Annotated in this window: 16 protein-coding genes and 1 pseudogene; 15 read left to right on the top strand and 2 right to left on the bottom strand. The window is 64.5% G+C overall.

Going from position 1 to position 17,991, the window contains the following annotated elements; translation table 11 throughout:
• The first annotated feature begins 143 nt into the window (after nt 1–143).
• The 3 genes and pseudogenes from ESZ60_RS09730 to ESZ60_RS09720 all read left to right on the top strand — a co-directional run bounded on the left by ESZ60_RS09730 (nt 144) and on the right by ESZ60_RS09720 (nt 3,026).
• A pseudogene (locus ESZ60_RS09730) lies at nt 144–1,175 on the top strand (FecCD family ABC transporter permease).
• Nucleotide 1,176: 1 nt separating this feature from the next.
• On the top strand, nt 1,177–2,211 hold the full coding sequence (locus tag ESZ60_RS09725; RefSeq protein WP_134680379.1) for a FecCD family ABC transporter permease: 1,035 nt from the start codon (nt 1,177–1,179) through the stop codon (nt 2,209–2,211).
• Nucleotides 2,208–3,026 carry an ABC transporter ATP-binding protein gene (locus ESZ60_RS09720; RefSeq protein ID WP_134680378.1) on the top strand — a complete coding sequence of 273 codons (819 nt, stop codon included), beginning with the start codon at nt 2,208–2,210 and terminating at the stop codon, nt 3,024–3,026. The genes ESZ60_RS09725 and ESZ60_RS09720 overlap by 4 nt, the downstream gene beginning before the upstream one ends.
• Before the next feature lie 9 nt (nt 3,027–3,035).
• On the opposite strand, the gene ESZ60_RS09715 is transcribed toward ESZ60_RS09720, so the two are convergent.
• Together ESZ60_RS09715 and ESZ60_RS09710 are read right to left on the bottom strand one after the other, a co-directional pair.
• Complete coding sequence (locus tag ESZ60_RS09715) at nt 3,036–3,869, bottom strand: GNAT family N-acetyltransferase (RefSeq protein ID WP_134680377.1); 834 nt, start codon at nt 3,867–3,869, stop codon at nt 3,036–3,038.
• Entirely contained in the window at nt 3,866–4,549 is a 684-nt protein-coding gene (locus ESZ60_RS09710) for a GntR family transcriptional regulator (protein ID WP_134680376.1), read from the bottom strand. Before ESZ60_RS09710 ends, ESZ60_RS09715 begins: the two co-directional genes overlap by 4 nt.
• Before the next feature lie 227 nt (nt 4,550–4,776).
• On the opposite strand from ESZ60_RS09710, the gene ESZ60_RS09705 reads away from it, so the two are divergent.
• The 12 genes from ESZ60_RS09705 to ESZ60_RS09650 all read left to right on the top strand — a co-directional run bounded on the left by ESZ60_RS09705 (nt 4,777) and on the right by ESZ60_RS09650 (nt 17,952).
• Nucleotides 4,777–5,748 carry an ABC transporter ATP-binding protein gene (locus tag ESZ60_RS09705; RefSeq protein ID WP_134680375.1) on the top strand — a complete coding sequence of 324 codons (972 nt, stop codon included), beginning with the start codon at nt 4,777–4,779 and terminating at the stop codon, nt 5,746–5,748.
• A 35-nt stretch (nt 5,749–5,783) separates the two neighbouring features.
• On the top strand, nt 5,784–7,049 hold the full coding sequence (locus ESZ60_RS09700) for an ABC transporter substrate-binding protein (protein ID WP_134680374.1): 1,266 nt from the start codon (nt 5,784–5,786) through the stop codon (nt 7,047–7,049).
• A 58-nt stretch (nt 7,050–7,107) separates the two neighbouring features.
• Entirely contained in the window at nt 7,108–7,962 is an 855-nt protein-coding gene (locus ESZ60_RS09695) for an ABC transporter permease (protein WP_134680373.1), read from the top strand.
• Nucleotide 7,963: 1 nt separating this feature from the next.
• Nucleotides 7,964–8,782, top strand: a complete 819-nt coding sequence (locus tag ESZ60_RS09690) for an ABC transporter permease (protein WP_134680372.1) — start codon at nt 7,964–7,966, stop codon at nt 8,780–8,782.
• Complete coding sequence (locus tag ESZ60_RS09685) at nt 8,782–9,438, top strand: aspartate/glutamate racemase family protein (protein ID WP_134680371.1); 657 nt, start codon at nt 8,782–8,784, stop codon at nt 9,436–9,438. The genes ESZ60_RS09690 and ESZ60_RS09685 overlap by 1 nt, the downstream gene beginning before the upstream one ends.
• An 84-nt stretch (nt 9,439–9,522) precedes the next feature.
• A complete protein-coding gene (aspT, locus tag ESZ60_RS09680) occupies nt 9,523–11,247 on the top strand; it encodes an aspartate-alanine antiporter (RefSeq protein WP_209021270.1) in 1,725 nt (574 codons plus the stop codon).
• A gap of 549 nt (nt 11,248–11,796) precedes the next feature.
• Entirely contained in the window at nt 11,797–12,810 is a 1,014-nt protein-coding gene (locus tag ESZ60_RS09675; protein ID WP_134680370.1) for an ABC transporter substrate-binding protein, read from the top strand.
• Entirely contained in the window at nt 12,807–13,589 is a 783-nt protein-coding gene (locus tag ESZ60_RS09670) for an ABC transporter ATP-binding protein (protein ID WP_245155646.1), read from the top strand. The genes ESZ60_RS09675 and ESZ60_RS09670 overlap by 4 nt, the downstream gene beginning before the upstream one ends.
• 13 nt (nt 13,590–13,602) lie before the next feature.
• Nucleotides 13,603–14,499: an ABC transporter permease gene (locus tag ESZ60_RS09665; RefSeq protein WP_245155645.1), complete on the top strand. Its 897-nt coding sequence runs from the start codon at nt 13,603–13,605 to the stop codon at nt 14,497–14,499.
• A gap of 86 nt (nt 14,500–14,585) precedes the next feature.
• The gene (locus tag ESZ60_RS09660) at nt 14,586–15,581 is read left to right on the top strand and encodes an isopenicillin N synthase family dioxygenase (protein WP_134680368.1); all 996 of its coding nucleotides are present in this window, start codon (nt 14,586–14,588) and stop codon (nt 15,579–15,581) included.
• Between the two features lie 67 nt (nt 15,582–15,648).
• Nucleotides 15,649–16,551: a LysR family transcriptional regulator gene (locus ESZ60_RS09655; RefSeq protein WP_209021269.1), complete on the top strand. Its 903-nt coding sequence runs from the start codon at nt 15,649–15,651 to the stop codon at nt 16,549–16,551.
• A 39-nt stretch (nt 16,552–16,590) separates the two neighbouring features.
• The gene (locus tag ESZ60_RS09650; RefSeq protein WP_134680366.1) at nt 16,591–17,952 is read left to right on the top strand and encodes a cytosine deaminase; all 1,362 of its coding nucleotides are present in this window, start codon (nt 16,591–16,593) and stop codon (nt 17,950–17,952) included.
• Nucleotides 17,953–17,991 lie beyond the last annotated feature (39 nt).

Here is a 17,991-nt window from a genome sequence, read left to right as displayed (position 1 = left end):
ATATGCCAGCGGAACTCAACGATGCCGTCGTCCTGCCGAGCAATGCTGCGATCGGCACGGCGGCCAATCCCACCCCGTTGTCGATTTTCATGGGTGCTCGACGATTATGTCGACCTTCTGGCCGAGGCTGCGGCCAAGTCGGAATGAGCGGGAACCTGGCCCTAGCCGCCCCCGCCCCGCATCACGGCCGGGCGAATTCGACCTGGCTTTTCCTTGGTCTCGGACTGCTTTTCGCAATCTGCCTTGCCTCGCTGGCCATCGGAACCCGCAGCGTCGCCTGGCCCGAGATCGTCTCGGCCCTCGGCGGGCGGACCGACACCATCGGCGAGGCCGCAGTCGGAACCCGCATTCCGCGCACGGCCCTGGCGCTTCTGGCGGGCTCGGCCCTTGGCCTTTCGGGGGCGGTGCTGCAGGGGCTGACACGCAATCCGCTGGCCGATCCCGGCATTCTGGGGCCCAATATGGGAGCCTCGCTCGTCGTGGTGATCGGGGTGGCGTGGTTTGGTATGACCTCGGGCCATGCCTTTATCTGGGCAGGCATTCTCGGGGCCGGACTGACCGCGGTTCTGGTCTATGTCATCGGCGCGGCAGGACGGGGCGGCGCGACGCCGCTCAAGCTTGCCCTGGCGGGGGCTGCAGTGACGGTGGCCTTCTCGGCGCTGGTGATTGCCGTTGTCCTGCCCCGCAATGATATCGCGGGCGGAATTCAAAGCTGGCAGATCGGCGGGGTCGGCGGCGCGACCTTCGCGCGGATCCTGCCTGTTCTGCCATTTCTTGCGGCGGGCTATGCCATCAGCCTGCTTTCGGCCCGCCGTCTCAATGCCCTGGCGCTTGGCGACGAAATGGCGATGAATCTGGGCGAAAGCGTGATCCGCATCAGGTTTGTGAGCGGGCTGGGCGCGATCCTGCTTTGCGGCGCGGCGACCGCGGTCTGCGGTCCGATCGGCTTTGTCGGGCTGGTCGTGCCGCATCTGTGCCGCCTTCTGGTCGGACCTGACCACCGTTGGCTCCTGCCCTTTTAGGGCCTGGTCGGTGCGGGCCAGCTGCTGCTGGCCGATATCGTCGGCCGCCTCGTCGCCCGTCCGAGCGAGCTTGACGTGGGAATCGTCACTGCCCTGATCGGCGCACCTTTCTTCATCTGGATCGTCCGGCGCCAGCGCATCCGCGAGCTTTGACATGATCTCACCCACGATTCGCCATCTTGCCGCCGGGCGCAGCATCCGCCGGCGGCAGCGGCAGGTAATCCTCGCCCTGTTGGCTGGCGTGATCTGCCTTGCCTTTGCCCTGAGCCTGATGCTGGGCAAATCCTTCGTGCCCTCCGGCGCGGTGCTGGGCGTGCTGCGTGGCGAGAATGTGCCGGGCATGTCCTTCATCGTCGGCCAGTTGCGCCTGCCCCGCGCCTTGCTCGCCATGCTTGCGGGCTTGTGTTTCGGCATGGGCGGGGCGGCCTTTCAGATCTTGCTGCGCAATCCGCTGGCCAGTCCCGACATCATCGGCATCAATATGGGCACGAGCGCCGCGGCGGTCTTTGCGATCGTCGTTCCGGGCCTTGAGGGTGCGATGGTTTCGGTCTGCGCCGTCGCTGCCGGGATGGCGATTGCAATGGCGATCTATGCGCTGTCCTTTCGACAGGGCGTGACGGGCAGCCGCCTGAGCCTAATCGGCATCGGCGTCTCGGCCATGCTGCAAAGCGTCATCGCCTGGATCCTGTCGCGCGCGCCGGCCTGGGATCTGCAAGAGGCCATGCGCTGGCTGACCGGCAGCGTGAACGGCGCCGGGATCGACCAGATCTGGCCGCTGCTGGCGGCGCTGGCACTCTTCGGCACTGTCCTTCTGGCCCAGGCGCGCAATCTCGAGACGCTGCGCATGGGGGATGATCTTGCGGTCGCCCTGGGCATTCGCAGCAATCGCACCCGGTTCATGGTGTTCGGAGGCGCTGTCGGCCTGATGGCGATCGCGACGTCGATGACCGGGCCGATAGCGGCCGTCGCCTTTCTCTCGGGATCCATTGCAGCTCGGATCACCGGCAATAACGGATCTCTGCTCCTGCCCGCCGGCCTGATCGGCGCGGGGCTGGTCCTTGTCGGGGATTACGCCGGGCAGAACCTGATGCCCGGCCGCTACCCGGTCGGCGTCGAGACCGGGGCGCTCGGAGCGCCCTATCTGATCTACCTCATCCTCCGCGTCAATCGCGGCGGAGACTCGCTATGACCGTGGAACATCACCTTGTCGCCGAAGCGCTGTCGGCGGGATATCACGAACGCATCGTGGTCAAGGAACTGGATCTGGCCATTCCCGCCGGCCGGATCACCGCCATCGTCGGGGCCAATGCCTGCGGCAAATCCACGCTGCTGCGCAGCCTGTCCCGGCTGCTCCCGCCGCGCAGCGGACAGCGGCTTCTGGACGGGCGGGCGATCCATCGCATTCCCTCGCGCGAATTGTCACGCATGCTGGGCCTGCTGCCCCAGGCCCCGATCGCGCCCGAGGGGATCACGGTGGCCGAACTCGTCAGCCGGGGCCGCCATCCCCATCACCGGCTGATGTCGCGCTGGAGCCCCGGCGATGACGCGGCCGTGGCAGAGGCGCTCGAGGCCACGCATATCGCCGAGCTTGCCGATCGTCCGGTGGATGAGCTTTCCGGCGGCCAGCGTCAGCGGGTCTGGATCGCTTTGGCCTTGGCGCAGCAGACCGACCTGTTGCTGCTCGACGAGCCGACGACTTTTCTCGATGTCTGCCATCAGGCCGAGATGCTGGATCTGCTGGCCGATCTGAACCGGAAGCGCGGAACGACCGTGGTGATGGTCTTGCACGACCTGAACCTTGCCGCACGCTATTCGGATTGCCTTGTCGCGATGCGGGCGGGCCAGCTTTACAAGATGGGTTCTCCCGACGAAATCCTGACCGTCGACACGGTCCGCGCGGTTTTCGGGCTTGAAAGCCGGATCATTCCAGACCCAGTCTCGGGCAAGCCGATCATGCTGCCCATCGGCCGGCATCATATCACAACCGATGGACCGGCAGGCTAGGCCTGTCCGCTAGCCCAGTTCCATCGAGGCGATGGCCTGCATGTGCGGCGAATGGCGCGGGGATGGTCCGCGAGACATGCGCGCCGTCGTAAAGCCGGGATGAAATCCGCTCTCGACAAGACGCGCGGCAAACTCGCGCGACGCCTCGGGCAGGTCGATCGAAACCGGCCCGACCGGAAGCTCTGCGACTGCTGCGCGGGCCAGATCCACGGCTTGCTCGGCATTTGGCGCGATAATCGGCCCGATCTTGCCCCCCTCGCGGCAGAGGCGGATCGTCGCGAAACCGTCGATCCCGGCGGGACCCTCGTGCAGAACGGTCAGGCGCGACGGGGCGCAGGCGGTCCATTCCCGCAGAAAGGGCTTGCGCGCAAAGCCGCATGCCTGCCGATCGAGCAGATGCAGCGCCTCGAAATCGCCGCTCGTGGCGCGCCGGACCCCACGCGACCGCCCGCCCTCAAGCGCGCCGGTAAAGCGCGTGCTGCTGCCCATGCGCACGAAACCCGAGCGGGCGTAATTGGCTTGCTGGGCAGCCACGCCATCCAGCCCCACGCTGCGATCACCGGCATGGCGCAAGGCATGGTTCCAGAGGGCAAGCCCGATCCCATGGCCGCGCCATTCCGGACGACAGATGTAGAGACCCAGAAAGGCGAAATCCGCATCATGGTTCACGACCGAAATGGCGGCCACCGGCTGTTCATCCAGTTCGGCCAGAAAAAACCCTTTCGGATCGGCCGCGAAAAAGGGCGCGGCATCCGCGAGGCCCGGATTCCACCCCTCGGCTGCGGCCCAGTCAAGGACATCGTCCAATTCCGCAAGGCCCATCTCACGCAGGATGATGCTCATGCGCCAAGCGCCTCGCGCAGCGAGGTGGGCACGGCATTGCGGTCGCGCAGGTCCAGCGAGGATACCAGCGTCACCAGATGCTCGGCCATCACCTCTTCGGCCCGGCTGCCATCCCCGGCGGCAAGCGCCCTCAGCAGGGCGTGATGTGCATGGCTCTCGCAAAGCGCCACGCGGCGCTGCCAGTATAGCGCGATGACAAGCGACGAGCGCGCGACAAGCTGGGTGATGATCTCGGCCACCGTCGCCTGATCGGCAATCCGCGCGATCTCGACATGGAACTGGCCGGACAGATAGACCGCATGTCCGGCCGCCCCCTGATCCAGCGCCGCATGTTCCGCCTGGATATGGCGCTCCAGCCGGGCATGCTCGGCAGGGCTCATGCGCGCCGCCGCCGCGCGGGCCGTGCGCGGCTCGAGCAGGGCGCGGGCCTCGAAAACCTCGCGCGCCTCGCGCAGGCTTGGCTGGGCGACAAAGGCGCCGTGATTGCGCCGCAGTTCCACAAGACGGCTATGGGCAAGGTGCTGCAAGGCGGCGCGGACCACGGTGCGCGACACGCCGAAAATCTCGCCGACCTCGTCCTCGGACAGTTTCGAGCCGGGCGCCAGGCGATGTTCGTGGATCGCATGGGCCAGCGCGGCCGCGATCGCCTCGGCGCTGTTCTGCTTGTCATGCCGGACCATCGGATGCCTCCTTTGCTTCTAGCTGGGTCGGATTGGCACGTGGGGCAAGGCCCGCAGGTGGGACACGAGATTGTATACGATCTTGGATGAAAAAGCGGGCGACGTGAGAGCGGGCGCGATCAAAAGCCGCGCATTGTCATAAACTCGCCTGTCTGGGGGTCGAATTTTCCGCGACTTGGGCGGAATCGACGCAGGCTTGGCGCATCTTCGGACTTGAAGGAATGTCGATGCGCACCCCAAACGACCTTGAGCTTGCCAAGCTGACCAAGCGCTATGGCGACACCGTGGCCGTGAACGGCATCAGCCATCTTTTCGCTCCGGCAAGCTACGTCTGCCTGCTGGGCCCCTCGGGATGCGGCAAATCGACGACATTGCGGATGATCGCGGGGCATGAAAGCGTCTCGGACGGCAATATCGTGCTTGAGGGGAAAGAGATTTCGCATCTACCCCCGGCGCAGCGCGGCACGGCGATGATGTTTCAAAGCTATGCGCTGTTCCCGCATCTGTCGGTGCGCGATAATGTCGCCTTCAGCCTCAAGATGAAGGGCGTGGACAAGGCCACGCGCCACGCCAAGGCCAATGCCCTGCTGGAACTGGTGGCGATGACCCATCTGGCCGATCGCATGCCCGCGCAGCTTTCCGGCGGCCAGCAGCAGCGCGTGGCCCTCGCCCGGGCGCTGATCACCGAGCCCCGCGTGCTTTTGCTCGACGAGCCGCTTTCGGCGTTGGATCCGTTCCTGCGCATTCGCATGCGGGCCGAGCTAAAACGCCTGCAACGCGAACTGGAGATCACCTTCATTCATGTCACCCATGGTCAGGACGAAGCGCTGGCCTTGGCCGACGAAGTCGTGGTGATGAACAATGCCGTCATCGAGCAGGCCGGTCCTCCGCGCGAGGTCTGGGGCAAGCCGCGCACCGAATTCGTGGCGCGTTTCATGGGCGGGCATAATGTCGTGACCGTCGATGGCGGGCGCTATGCCATCCGCTCGGACATGATCCGGCTGGGCGAGGGCCTGCCCGCCACCGCCACCGGGGTCGAATATCAGGGCGACCGCGTCGCCGTGACCGCCCGCACTGCAACTGACGAAGAAATCGTGGCCCTGCTGCCCGAGGACGCTTTTTTCACCCAGCCGATCCATCCCGGCGATGCCGTCCAGCTGGGCTGGGATGCCCGCTGGCAGCACCCGCTGGAAGCCTGAAAACCACCAAGAAGAACCAACAGAGAGGAAATGCCATGTCCAGAATGAGATTTTCCCGTCGTTCTCTGCTCAAGACCGGGGGGGCCGCGCTGGCTGCCTCGGCCCTGCCCGCGCCGATGATCTGGGCGCAAGAGATCAAGGACGTCACCCTGCGCCAGTTCGGCACCGGGGTGTCGAACCTCAATGAGGTCGCCCAGAAGGTCAAGGAAGACCTCGGCTTCACGCTGGAGATGACCGCGCTTGACAGTGACAGCGTGACCCAGCGCGCCGCGACCCAGCCCGACAGCTTCGACATCGCCGACATCGAGTACTGGATCTGCAAGAAGGTCTGGCCGACCGGCAACCTGCAAGCCATGGATACCAGCAAGATCAAGAATTACGACAAGATCGTCGGCATCTTCAAGGACGGCAAGCTGACCCCGGAAAGCGTCATCGCCCAGGGCACCGCGCCCCATAGCGTCGGCTTCGTCGAGGGACCAGACAGCAAGTCCTTCGCCAAGGAACAGACGCAATGGATGACGCTGATCCCGACCATCTATAACGCCGACACGCTGGGCATCCGCCCCGACCTGATCAAGCGCCCGATCGAAAGCTGGGCCGAGCTTCTGAACCCCGAATTCAAGGGCAAGGCCTCGCTGCTGGACATCTCGTCGATCGGGATCATGGACATGGCCATGGTTTGCGAGTCGATGGGCGAGATCAAATATGGCGACAAGGGCAACATGACCCGCGAGGAGATCGACAAGACCATCGCGATCTTTACCGAGGCAAAGAAGGCCGGCCAGTTCCGCGCCTTCTGGAAGAGCTTCGATGAAAGCGTGAACCTGATGGCCTCGGGCGAGGTGGTGATCCAGTCGATGTGGTCGCCTGCCATCACCGCCGTGAAAACCCGTGGCATTCCCTGCGTCTACCAGCCGCTGAAAGAGGGCTATCGCAGCTGGGGCGGCGGCATCGGCCTGTCCAAGTCGCTCAACGGCATCGCGCTGGATGCGGCCTATGAATATATCAACTGGTATCTCTCGGGCTGGGTCGGCGGCTTCCTGATGCGTCAGGGCTATTACTCGGCCGTGCCGGAAACCTCGAAGGAGCACATGAGCCCGAACGAATGGGGCTATTGGTTCGAGGGCAAGCCCGCCGCCGAGGACATCGCCAACCCCTTCGGCGATGTCATGGCCAAGGCGGGCGAGACCCGTGATGGCGGTTCCTTCTACGAGCGCATGGGCGCGGTCGCCTGCTGGAACGCCGTCATGGACGAGAACCAGTATATGGTCCGCAAATGGAACGAGTTCATCGCCGCCTAACGGCCTGACCGGAAGGCGGGCACGGCCTGCCTTCCCCGCAATTTCCGGGACGATTCCGATGAAGAAATCCGATACGCTCAGGGGCTGGGCGCTGGCCTCGCCCTTGGCTCTGGTTCTGCTGGCCTTCCTGCTGCTGCCGATCGCGATGATCATGGTGGTCAGCTTCTGGCAGGCCACCGAATTCGCCATCGTCCCGGCCTTTTCGCTGGAGAATTACCAGTTCCTGTTCAGTTCGCCCGTCACCTACAAGGTGTTCTGGGCGACGCTGCGCTACGCGCTGATCACCTGGGCGCTGACGCTGCTGATCGGCTTTACCGTCGCCTATTACCTCGCCTTCCATATCCGCTCGAACACGGCGCAGACGGCGCTGTTTCTGGTCTGCACCATCCCCTTCCTGACCTCGAACATCATCCGCATGATCTCGTGGATCCCCTTTCTCGGCCGCAACGGCATCGCCAACCAGACGCTGATCGGCATGGGGGTGATCGAGGAACCGCTGGAATGGCTGCTCTATTCGGATTTCTCGGTGATCCTGGCCTTCGTCCATCTCTACACGCTGTTCATGATCGTGCCTATCTTCAACACGATGATGCGGATCGACCGCGCGCTGATCGAGGCCGCGCGCGACAATGGCGCTTCCGGCTGGCAGATTCTGGCCAATGTGATCATCCCGCTGTCCAAGCCCGGCATCATGATCGGCACGATTTTCGTTCTGACGCTGGTTATGGGCGATTTCATCACCGTGCGCTTCATGTCGGGCTCGCAATCCGCCAATGTCGGGCGGCTGATCTCGAACGATATTGCGCTGCTGCAATATCCCTCGGCCTCGGCCACCTCGGTCGTGCTGCTGGTCACGGTGCTCTTGATCATCGGGGCCCTGATGCGCTTCGTGAATATCCGCAAGGAGCTTTGAGATGGAGCCACGCCCGCGCAGCTTCTACTGGCTGACCGCCTTCTTCCTGCTTTTCGTGATCTTCCTTTATGGGCCGACGATCACAATTGGCATTCTCAGCTTTCAAGGGCCGCAAGGTGGGCTGACCTTCCCGATGAACGGGGTCTCGACCTACTGGTTCCACAACCTGTTCCAAGAACAGGCGGTGGGCGATATCTGGGGCGCGTTCCGGCGCAGCTTCGCACTGGGGCTGATGGTGATGGTGGCAACGGTCGCCATCTCGGTCATGGCGGGGCTCGCCTTCCGCAAGCGTTTCGCCGGATCGGGGGCGCTCTTCTACCTGACCATTGCCGCGCTGGTGATCCCCTCGATTCTCGTGTCTCTGGGGGTCGGTCTGATCTTCAACCAGATTGGGGCCAAGGTGCACTGGGCGAGCTCGGGCTTCGGCGCGCAGCTGACATGGACGCTGCCCTTTGGCCTTCTGATCATGTTCGCGGTCTTCAACCGTTTCGACAAGCGCTTCGAGGAGGCCGCCCGCGATCAGGGCGCGACGCCCTGGCAGACCATCCGCCATGTCGTACTGCCGATTATCGCGCCCTCGGTCGTGGGTGTCGCCTTGTTCGGCTTTTCGCTGTCTTATGACGAATTCGCCCGCACGCTGCTGACGGCGGGCAGCCATAACACGCTGCCGCTCGAGATTTTCGGCATGACCACCAACGTGACCAAGCCGGTGATCTTTGCTCTGGGAACGCTGACCACGGTGTTCTCCTTCCTGATCATCGCGGTCTTTCTCGGCACGCTTTGGCTGCTCGGGAAGCGCCGCGCGAGGCGGGCAGGCTGATGCGGCTGCTCTATCTGAACCCCAATTCCTCGGCCCATATGACCGAGAGCATCCTCGCCACGGCCCGCAAGTCCCTGCCCGAGGCCGAGATCCTCGGCTGGACGAACCACGGCGCGCCGCCCGCGATCCAAGGCCCCGAAGATGGCGAGGCCGCGATCCCCGGCCTTTTGGCGCAGCTTCCGGCGGCCAAGGCCGAGGCGGTGGATGCCATCGTCATCGCCTGTTTCGACGATACTGGCTTGGATGAGATGCGCGCCCAAGCCCATTGCCCGGTCCTCGGCATCGGGCAATCGGCCTGTGCCAGCGCGCTGCTGCTGGGGCTTCCCTATACGGTCGTGACCACGCTGCAAGTCTCGGTCCCGGTGATCCGCGAGAATATCGCCCGCGCCGGGCTCGCAGCGCTTTGCCGCTCGGTCCGGGCCTCGGATCTGCCGGTCCTGACCGTCGAGGCCGGGGGTGAGGCGGTGCTTGACCGCCTGGCCGAAGTCATGGCCGAGGCCCAGGCCAGCGAAGGCGTTCAAGCCGCCGTGCTGGGCTGCGCGGGCATGGCAGGGTTGAAGCCCGAGTTGCAAAACCGCAGCAACTTGACCCTGATCGACGGGGTTGCGGCCTCGGCCCATCTCGCGGCGGCGCTGGTGGGGCTGGCGCGGCGCTGACCTCGCTTTTCTGGGAAAACGCGAAATCTTGCTGAAAACATGCCCGGAATGACGATTCCGGTGTAGGCTGGCCGGGCGGGGTGCATGACCCCTGACGAGATTGTCAGCTTGCGGATGGTATTCAGCATGTCGCTTCCCTCTTATCTCGCCGATCCCGTTCTAGTCCTTTTTCTCTGCCTCGGCCTTGGTCACCTGATCGGGCGGCTGCGCATCGGCCCGGTCGCCATTGGAGGCGTCTGCGGCACGCTTTTCGTCGCGCTGGCCCTTGGCCAATTCGGCATCCGACTGCCGGATGAGCTGAAAAACGCGGCCTTCGCGCTCTTCATCTATGCCTTGGGCTTTACCGCAGGGCCGCAATTCTTCACCAATATCCGGGGCGGGGCGCGCTATGCGGTCTTTCCCGTGATCGAGGTCGCGGTGGCCCTGAGCCTGACATTGGCTGCCGTCGCCGCAATGGGCCTTGATCCCGGCACGGCAGCGGGGCTTTTCGCCGGCTCCGCCACCGAATCCGCGGTGCTGGGCACGGCCTCCGAGGCGATCTCGAAACTGCCTCTGACGCCCGAGCAATCCGAAGGGATGCTCGCCAATATCGCGACGGCCTATAGCTTGACCTATCTGTTTGGCCTCGTCTCGATCGTAATCTTCGTTACTCAGGTCGCGCCGGTGTTCTTGCGCCGCAACCTGCGCGATGAGGCCGAGGCCCTGGCCGACAGGCTGGGCGGCGGCGAAAACATCGGCGATGGCGGGCTGCCGATCATTGTCGAGCGCGCCTTCGAGGTCGGAGAGCTTGCCGGTAAGACCGCGCGGGATTTCGAGGAAGGCCGCAACTGGTCGCTTGTCATCCATAGCGTGCGCCGCGGCGCCGAGACCCTGCCGGTCGATCTGTCCTTTCGCTTCGAGCCGGGCGATATCATCCTGCTGCGCGGGTTGCGCAGCACGCTCATCGCCGCGCGCAAGCTCTTCGGGGTCGAGGTCTCGCTCAACGAGGGGACCGGTTTCCCGGTCGTCTCGCAAGAGGTCGTCCTGACCCGTCGCGAAGCCTTTGGCCATGAGGCCCGCGATCTGCGCAAGCTGGTCTCGCCCGAGGCGCAGCGCGGCATCTTCATCACCAATATCCGCCGCATGGGGCTGGAGATTCCGGCTTTGCCCCGCACCATCCTGCAAGAGGGCGATATCCTGACGCTTTACGGCCCGACAGAGCCTGTCGCGCGCGCGGTACCGGTTCTGGGCGAGCCCCTTCCCCCGGGCGATCACACCGATTTCGTCTTTCTCGGCCTTGGCATCGTGGTCGGCCTGCTGATCGGGCATCTGAGCCTGAAGCTCGGCGCATTGGAACTGACGCTGGGTCTGGGCGGCGGTGCGCTGCTCTCGGGTCTGGTTTTTGGCTGGCTCAATATGCGCAGGCCCCGGCATGGGGCTTTTCCCGATGCGGCGGCGCATTTCGCCAAGGATTTCGGCCTTGCCGCCTTTATCGCCGCGATCGGCTTAGGCGCGGGTCCGGATGCGATCAAGCTGATCAAGGAATATGGGCTGGTCTTTCCGGTTCTCGGGGTCCTGCTTTCGACCGCGCCAGCCTTTGTCTCGCTGCTGGTCGGTTTGAAGCTGATGCGGATCCCGCTGCCGATCCTGCTGGGCGCGATCGCGGGCCAGCATTGCAGCACGCCCGCGATCAGCGCGCTGGTCGGCATTGCCGGAAACACCACGCCGGTCATCGGCTATACGGTTACCTATGCCATCGCCAATGTCCTGCTTCCGTTGACAGGACCGATCGTGGTGAACCTTGCGCAGGCCATCGTCGGGACGCCCTAAGGCAATGCAGATTCGGCCGCGCAAACACCAAGGACGCCGCTTCGGCGTCCTTATTTTTCGAACGCCATGTTTTGTGATTTCGTCACAAAAGCCACGTATTCCCGACGTGTTTTAGATTAAACCTGAAATTATATCGTTATTTCAATATATTGTATGAATGCCTTGAAACAGGGCAGCCTGCCGGATTTAAAACAGGCAAAACGAATGCGGCGGCAAAAATACCGGAATGTCGTTGCCGAAATCGGGACGCTTCGCTCAACATGAAGCCAAGCGAGTAGAAGCGGTCGGGGACGAAAACCTTGGACATTGCTCGGCGGTACAACTGTCGAAACGAGGTCCAGATGTTCGAAAAATTCGCCCGGACAAATCCAAAGCCCAGCCCCGTCAACGAAATGGGGCATCGCTGCCTTGACTGCCTTCGCGGCAGCGATCCCGACAAGCGCGACTGCGCGATGCGCCATTTGCTGGCCGAAGGATATTCGGCCCAGCGGATTGCCGCTTTGCGCGGTCAAAACGCCCTCCCCCAATAGCCAACAGAGAGACGCAGCCATGCCCAACCGATTGAATGCCCGCCCTTCCCTTGGCCGCAAGGCCAGTCTGGTCGCGACGCTCGCCTTGCTTGCCAGCCCGGCACTGGCCGCGGATAAGGTGACCTTCCAGCTTGACTGGCTTCCGGGCGGCGACAAGGCCCCGATCTATGTCTGCATCGATCAGGGCTTCTGCAAGGATGCCGGGCTTGAGGTCGAGATCGCGCCGGGTCGCGGTTCGACGGATGCGATCTCGCGTCTGGCCGCCGGCTCGGCCGATATCGGCGTCTCGGATATCGGCGCGTTGATGGCCGCCCGCGCGCTGGAAAAGGTTGGCGTCACCGCTGTAATGTCGGTCTTTAACAAGGGTCCGCATGCCTTCTACACGGTCAAGGGCTCGGGCTTCGAGGCCGTGAGCGACGTCAAGGCCAAGAAGATCGCGACCTCGCCCTTTACCTCGTCGAATGTCTATCTGCCGCTCGTCCTGAAGGATGCCGGCATCGCCGAGGATGAGGTCACCGTCATCAAGGCCGAACCGGGCGCTTTGGGTCCGATGCTGATGACCGGACAGGTCGACGGCATCGTGGCATGGATGACCGACGAGACGCGCTACACCAACCAGGGCAAGGAAGCTGGCAAGGAGATTCAGGCCCTGCCCTGGTCGGCCGCCGGTCTGAATCTGTACTCGGCCGCGCTGATCGCCAATGACGGCTTCCTGAAGGATCGCCCTGATGTTGCGCGCCGCTTTGTCGCCGCTTTCCGGAAATCGGTCGAATTCACCCATGAGAACCCCGAGGCGGCCGCAAAATCGGTACAGAACATTGTCGCCGAACTGGGCACCGAGGACGTTCAGGGCTCGGTCAATGATGCAATGAAGCTGGTCTTCAACGAGGTCACCGAGAAGGACGGCTTTGGCGTCTTCGAGCCGGGCCGTCTGGCCGAGACCTGGGCCCGCGTCGCCGCGGCGCAGGGCATCGACCCGGCCAGCTATGACGCGGAATCGACCGTCACCCGTGAGATGATCGCGTCGAAATGATGATCCAGCAGCCCCCCGCAATTCGCTTCGACCGTCTGGGCCAGGTCTTCCGGACCCGCTCGGGCCAGACCGAGGCCCTGCGCGATGTCAGCTTCGAGGTCGCCCATCACGAGTTCCTCGCCGTGCTTGGTCCCTCGGGCTGCGGCAAGTCCACGCTTCTGCGGATGATCGCGGGGCTGCTGAAACCCACCAGCGGGCAGGTCGAAGTCTTTGGCATGCCCGTCACCGGACCGCGCGACGATATCGGCATCGTGTTCCAGAAGCCCACCTTGCTGCCCTGGGCCACGGTCGAGGACAATGTGATCTTCCCGGTCCGCCACAAGACCGGCCGGGTCAGCCCCCGCGAGCGCGAGCGCGCACAGGAACTGCTGGCCATGGTCGGGCTTGAGGGCTTCGGCACGCGCCTGCCCGACGAATTGTCGGGCGGCATGCAACAGCGCGTGGGCATTGCCCGCGCCCTGCACATGGATCCCGACATCCTCTTGATGGACGAGCCCTTCTCGGCGCTGGACGCGCTGACCCGCGAGGTCATGGGCTTCGATCTGCTGCGCATCTTTGCCGAACGCCCGAAGACGGTGGTCTTCATCACCCATTCCGTCAGCGAGGCGGCGCTTCTGGCCGATCGCGTCCTGGTCATGTCGGGCCGTCCCGGCTCGGTCGCCAGCGAACATCTCGTCCCGGTCGCCCGTCCACGCGGGCCCGACAGCATGAAGGATCCGGCGCTTCTGGACCTGACCGCCGATCTGCGCGACCGGCTGATGACGCGGGCGGCGGCCTGAGATGGAGGATCACGTGACCCAGACCCAGAGCCAGGCCACCGCGGCAAAGCCCGCCCGCCCGGCCCCCGTGCGGCCCGCCCCGGCGCGACCCGTCGCCTCGACCGCCCCCGCAACCGCCCCGCTCGACGCGCGACCCTTTGTGCAGCGCCTGGCCGATCTGCCCGGCCTCACCACCGGTGCCACGTTGATCGGCACGCTCCTGCTTTGGGAAGCGGCGGTGCGGCTCCTCGCGATCCCCTCCTATCTGCTGCCCGCCCCCAGCGCGATCCTGAGCTCTTTCACCGCGATCGGGTTCGAACGCTGGATGACCCATATCTGGTCCACGCTGCGCGTCGCCATCCTTGGCTTTGCGCTGGCCATCGTGGTCTCGGTGCCGCTTGCCATGGTGATGATGCGTTCGGCCCTGCTGTCCAAGACACTCTATCCGCTCTTGGTCATCGTCCAATCCACGCCGGTCGTCGCCATCGCGCCGATCATCATCGTGGCGCTTGGCGCGGGTGACCTGCCGCGCGTGGTCATCACGACGCTGATCACCTTCTTCCCGCTGGTCGTCTCGACCGCGACCGGGCTGGCCGCGACGCCGCCGGAACTGATCGAGCTGTCGCGCAGCCTGCGCGCCCCGGCATGGCGCGAAATGACCCAGATCCGCCTGCCCTACGCCGTGCCCTATATTTTCTCGGCGCTGAAGATCTCGATCACGCTGGCCGTCATCGGCGCCGTCGTGGCCGAATTCGTCGCCGCCGAGGCCGGGGTGGGCTTTTTCATCCAGTTCTCGACCTCGATGTTCAAGCTGCCCCAGGCCTGGGCCGGGCTGATCGTCCTGGCCGCGATGTCGCTGACGCTGTTTCAGCTGGTCGTGCAGGTGCAGAAACGGGTTTTCCCCTGGAGCCTGCCCAAGTCCGAGCACTGATTTTACCCCGGAGTAGAAGCGTTCAGGCCCCTCAGGGTCCGGAAATTGCTCCCCAACCGCCCGCAAGGGCACTCAAGGAGACTGCAATGTCCAATGCAAACTACGCTCTGGCCGAGCTGAACAAGGAAACAACCATCGGCGGCGAAGGCACCACCGTCGAACGCGCGATCCCGGTGATCGACCTCTCGGATTTCGAGACCCGCAAGCACGAGATCGCGGATGCGCTTTGGGCCGCCTCGACCGATATCGGCTTCTTCCAGGTCTATAACCACGGCATCCCGCAGGAGGATATCGACGCGGCTTTCGACAATGCCTGGGAGTTCTTCGAACTGCCCCAAGAGGTCAAGGCGCAATACCCGATGCCCAAGGGCACCAATGCAGGCTGGGAATTCAAGGCGCAGGTCCGGCCCTCGACCGGCACGCCCGACAATAAGGAAAGCTATCAGGTCACCCGCCCGCTGATGGAGGGCAAATGGCCGACCGAGGCCGAACTGCCCGGCTTCCAGGAACGCGCCTTGCGCTTCGAGCGGCAGAACTGGGAACTTGGCATGCGGATCCTGTCCTGCTTTGCCCTGAAGATGGGCTTTGCCGAGGATTTCTTCACCAAGGCGCATGACCCGGCCTCGGACCAGTATCAGTCCACCCTTCGGATGATCCATTACATGTCGATGGAGAACGCCCAGCCCGAAGATTTCAAGGCATGGCGCGCCGGTGCGCATTCCGATTTCGACTGCCTGACCATCCTGCACCAGAAAGAGGGCGAAGGCGGGCTGCAGGTCTGCCCGGGCAAGGATGCCGCGACCGGGCAATGGACGGATGTTGCTCCGCGCAAGGGCTATATCACCTGCAATATCGGCGACATGCTGATGCGCTGGTCGGACGACCAGCTGCAATCGACCCTGCACCGCGTCCGCATGCCGCGCGAGGGCGAGTATATGGGCCGCCGCCTTTCGCTGCCCTTCTTCTGCCAAGCCAATCGCGATGCGCTGATGGTCGGTCCCTTGGGCAAATACGAGCCGATGACCGCGGGCGACTACCTGACCATGCGCATCAACGCCAACTTCGCCGCGATCAAGAAGTGAGGCATTGAGAATGGGCCTTCCGGGTGACATCGTCAGGGCATCCCCCGCTTCGGACCCCGGAAGGCTCATGCTGCATGGACGCGCGCTGCGCTATATCGACGAGGTCGCGCGTCAGGGCTCGATCCGCAAGGCGGCAAGAGTGCTGAATGTCTCGCCCTCGGCGGTGAACCGTTTCGTGCTGGAAATGGAAGAGGACCTTGGCGCGCCGATCTTCGAACGGCTGCCGAAAGGTCTGAAACTGACCACCTCGGGCGAGATGCTGGTCGCGCATATCCGCGAGACGCTGCGCGCCCATGACCGCATGCGGGCGCAGATCAAGGCGCTGAAGGGCTTGGGCCGGGGCGAGGTCACCATTGCCACCATGGCGACCTTGGCGGCGGGGCGGCTGGCCGATGTGGTCACGGAATTCCGCGAGGCCCATCCGCAGGTCCGGCTGCGCGTCATGGTCGGAACCCGTCCCGAGGTGATCGAATCCGTGGCCTCGGGTCAAGCCGAACTGGCTCTGGCCTATAACCTGCCGCAGGATCCGCGCCTGCATTTGGCGCAGGAGTTTCAGCACCGGTTGGGCGCGGTGGTGGCGCGTGACCATCCGCTGACGATCAAATCCTCGGTGCGGCTTTCGGATTGCCTGATCTATCCGCTGATCATGGCCGATCGCAGCCTGTCCCTGCGCGAGGTGGTCCAGAACCTGCTCCCGACCGGGGTGGATCTGAACCCGGTGGTCGAGACCAATTCGACCGAAATGATGAAACGGCTGGTCCGCCGCGCGCCGCATATCACCTTCCTGAACCGCGTCGATGTCGATCAGGAATTGCGCGACGGCGATCTGGCCTTCCTGCCGATCGAGGCCTCGGCGGGCCGACAGCGCCTGATGCTGGCCCATCGGGCCAAGGGGCAGCTTTCGCCTGCGGGCAGTCGCTTCCTGCAACTCGTCCAGCGTCTCTTCGATGCCGCCCCCTTGGTCGAATGACCCTGCCGCTCTCCCAGATTTCAAGAAAGAACGACCGTGATGGATGACCAATCGATTGCTCCCGCAGCCCGGCTGAGCCAGCTTGACGGGAAAGCGCGCCTTTTGCTGCGCAATGCCCGCGTGCCCCGATCCCTGCTGGCCGAGGGCGCAGCACAGGGCGCAAGAATTGATAGCGACGGATCGGCCCATATCGACCTGCTGGTCGAAGGCAGCCGGATCGCGGCGATCGGCCCCGCCGGCGCGACCGAGGCCGGCGCGCCCGCAATCGACCTGCAGGGCCGCCAGCTTTGGCCGATGCTGATCGACGCCCACGCCCATCTGGACAAGGGCCATGTTGCCGGGCGCGCGCCGGATTCGGGGGGCACCCATGCCGGAGCGCGCGAGGCTACGACCCGCGACCGGATCGCCCATTGGCGCCGCGACGACCTGCTGCGGCGGATGGATTTCGCACTGTCCTGCGCCGAGTCCCATGGCGTCGCCGCGATCCGCACCCATCTCGACAGCCATGAAGGCCAGGGCGAGGAAAGCTGGGCCGCCTTTGCCGAGACCCGCTCCGCCTGGGCCGGGCGCATCGACCTGCAGGCCGTGGCGCTGGTGCCGGTCGATGCCTATCGCGGCGATTACGGCACACGTCTGGCCGATCTGGTCGCTGCGCAGGGCGGCTTGATGGGAGGCGTCACCCGCGCCGCGGGGGGGACTCATGGCGATGGTCTGGCCGATCTCGACATGCTTCTGGACCGCCTGTTCACGCTCGCCAAAGAGCGCGATCTGGATATCGACCTGCATGTGGACGAGGCCGCGCAGGCAGGCGCCCTGCCCCATGTCGCCCGGGCCACGATCCGCCACGATTATCAGGGCCGCGTGACCTGTGGGCATTGCTGCTCGCTGGCTTTGCTGCCCGAAGCCGAACTCGACGCGACGATTGCCCTAATTGCCGAAGCCGGGCTGCGCCTGATCACGCTGCCTACGGTCAACATGTATCTGCAGGACCGCCAGCCCGGCCGGACGCCGCGCTGGCGTGGGGTCATGCCGCTGCATGAGTTGCGCGCAGCCGGTGTGCCGGTCGCGGTCGCGGGGGATAATTGCCGCGATCCCTTCTACGCCTATGGCGATCATGACATGCTGGATACCTGGCGACAAGCCGTGCGTATCCTGCATCTCGACCATCCTGTGGGAGACGCGCCCGGTTTGGCCGGCCCTGCCCCCGCAGCCATGACGGGATTTGATTGCGGCATCATTGCCGCCGGCCGTCGAGCGGATCTGATGCTCTTCGAGGCATGGAGCATCGAGCAGCTGCTGTCCCGTCCGCAATCCGACCGCACCCTTGTGCGTTCAGGCGCATTGCTGGCGGCACGGGCGCCATCCTACGCAGCATTGGCCGATCTGGCCCTTGGCCGTTAGGCCCGCGTGTCGAGACCCCGACACGAATGGAAAAGGTCG

Origin of the sequence: Paracoccus ravus, from assembly GCF_004522175.1 — a bacterium.
GTDB lineage: Bacteria > Pseudomonadota > Alphaproteobacteria > Rhodobacterales > Rhodobacteraceae > Paracoccus > Paracoccus ravus.
This window is presented reverse-complemented; position numbering and strand designations above follow the sequence as displayed.

What these genes read in the sequence shown, in the direction of transcription:
- ESZ60_RS09660 (WP_134680368.1), top strand. Translation starts at nt 14,586, where the DNA reads ATGTCCAATGCAAACTACGCTCTGGCCGAGCTGAACAAGGAAACAACC.
- ESZ60_RS09695 (WP_134680373.1), top strand. Translation starts at nt 7,108, where the DNA reads ATGAAGAAATCCGATACGCTCAGGGGCTGGGCGCTGGCCTCGCCCTTG.
- ESZ60_RS09715 (WP_134680377.1), bottom strand. Translation starts at nt 3,869, where the DNA reads ATGAGCATCATCCTGCGTGAGATGGGCCTTGCGGAATTGGACGATGTC.
- ESZ60_RS09655 (WP_209021269.1), top strand. Translation starts at nt 15,649, where the DNA reads ATGCTGCATGGACGCGCGCTGCGCTATATCGACGAGGTCGCGCGTCAG.
- ESZ60_RS09690 (WP_134680372.1), top strand. Translation starts at nt 7,964, where the DNA reads ATGGAGCCACGCCCGCGCAGCTTCTACTGGCTGACCGCCTTCTTCCTG.
- ESZ60_RS09675 (WP_134680370.1), top strand. Translation starts at nt 11,797, where the DNA reads ATGCCCAACCGATTGAATGCCCGCCCTTCCCTTGGCCGCAAGGCCAGT.
- ESZ60_RS09700 (WP_134680374.1), top strand. Translation starts at nt 5,784, where the DNA reads ATGTCCAGAATGAGATTTTCCCGTCGTTCTCTGCTCAAGACCGGGGGG.
- ESZ60_RS09650 (WP_134680366.1), top strand. Translation starts at nt 16,591, where the DNA reads ATGGATGACCAATCGATTGCTCCCGCAGCCCGGCTGAGCCAGCTTGAC.
- ESZ60_RS09705 (WP_134680375.1), top strand. Translation starts at nt 4,777, where the DNA reads ATGCGCACCCCAAACGACCTTGAGCTTGCCAAGCTGACCAAGCGCTAT.
- ESZ60_RS09710 (WP_134680376.1), bottom strand. Translation starts at nt 4,549, where the DNA reads ATGGTCCGGCATGACAAGCAGAACAGCGCCGAGGCGATCGCGGCCGCG.
- aspT (WP_209021270.1), top strand. Translation starts at nt 9,523, where the DNA reads ATGACCCCTGACGAGATTGTCAGCTTGCGGATGGTATTCAGCATGTCG.
- ESZ60_RS09685 (WP_134680371.1), top strand. Translation starts at nt 8,782, where the DNA reads ATGCGGCTGCTCTATCTGAACCCCAATTCCTCGGCCCATATGACCGAG.
- ESZ60_RS09670 (WP_245155646.1), top strand. Translation starts at nt 12,807, where the DNA reads ATGATGATCCAGCAGCCCCCCGCAATTCGCTTCGACCGTCTGGGCCAG.
- ESZ60_RS09725 (WP_134680379.1), top strand. Translation starts at nt 1,177, where the DNA reads ATGATCTCACCCACGATTCGCCATCTTGCCGCCGGGCGCAGCATCCGC.
- ESZ60_RS09720 (WP_134680378.1), top strand. Translation starts at nt 2,208, where the DNA reads ATGACCGTGGAACATCACCTTGTCGCCGAAGCGCTGTCGGCGGGATAT.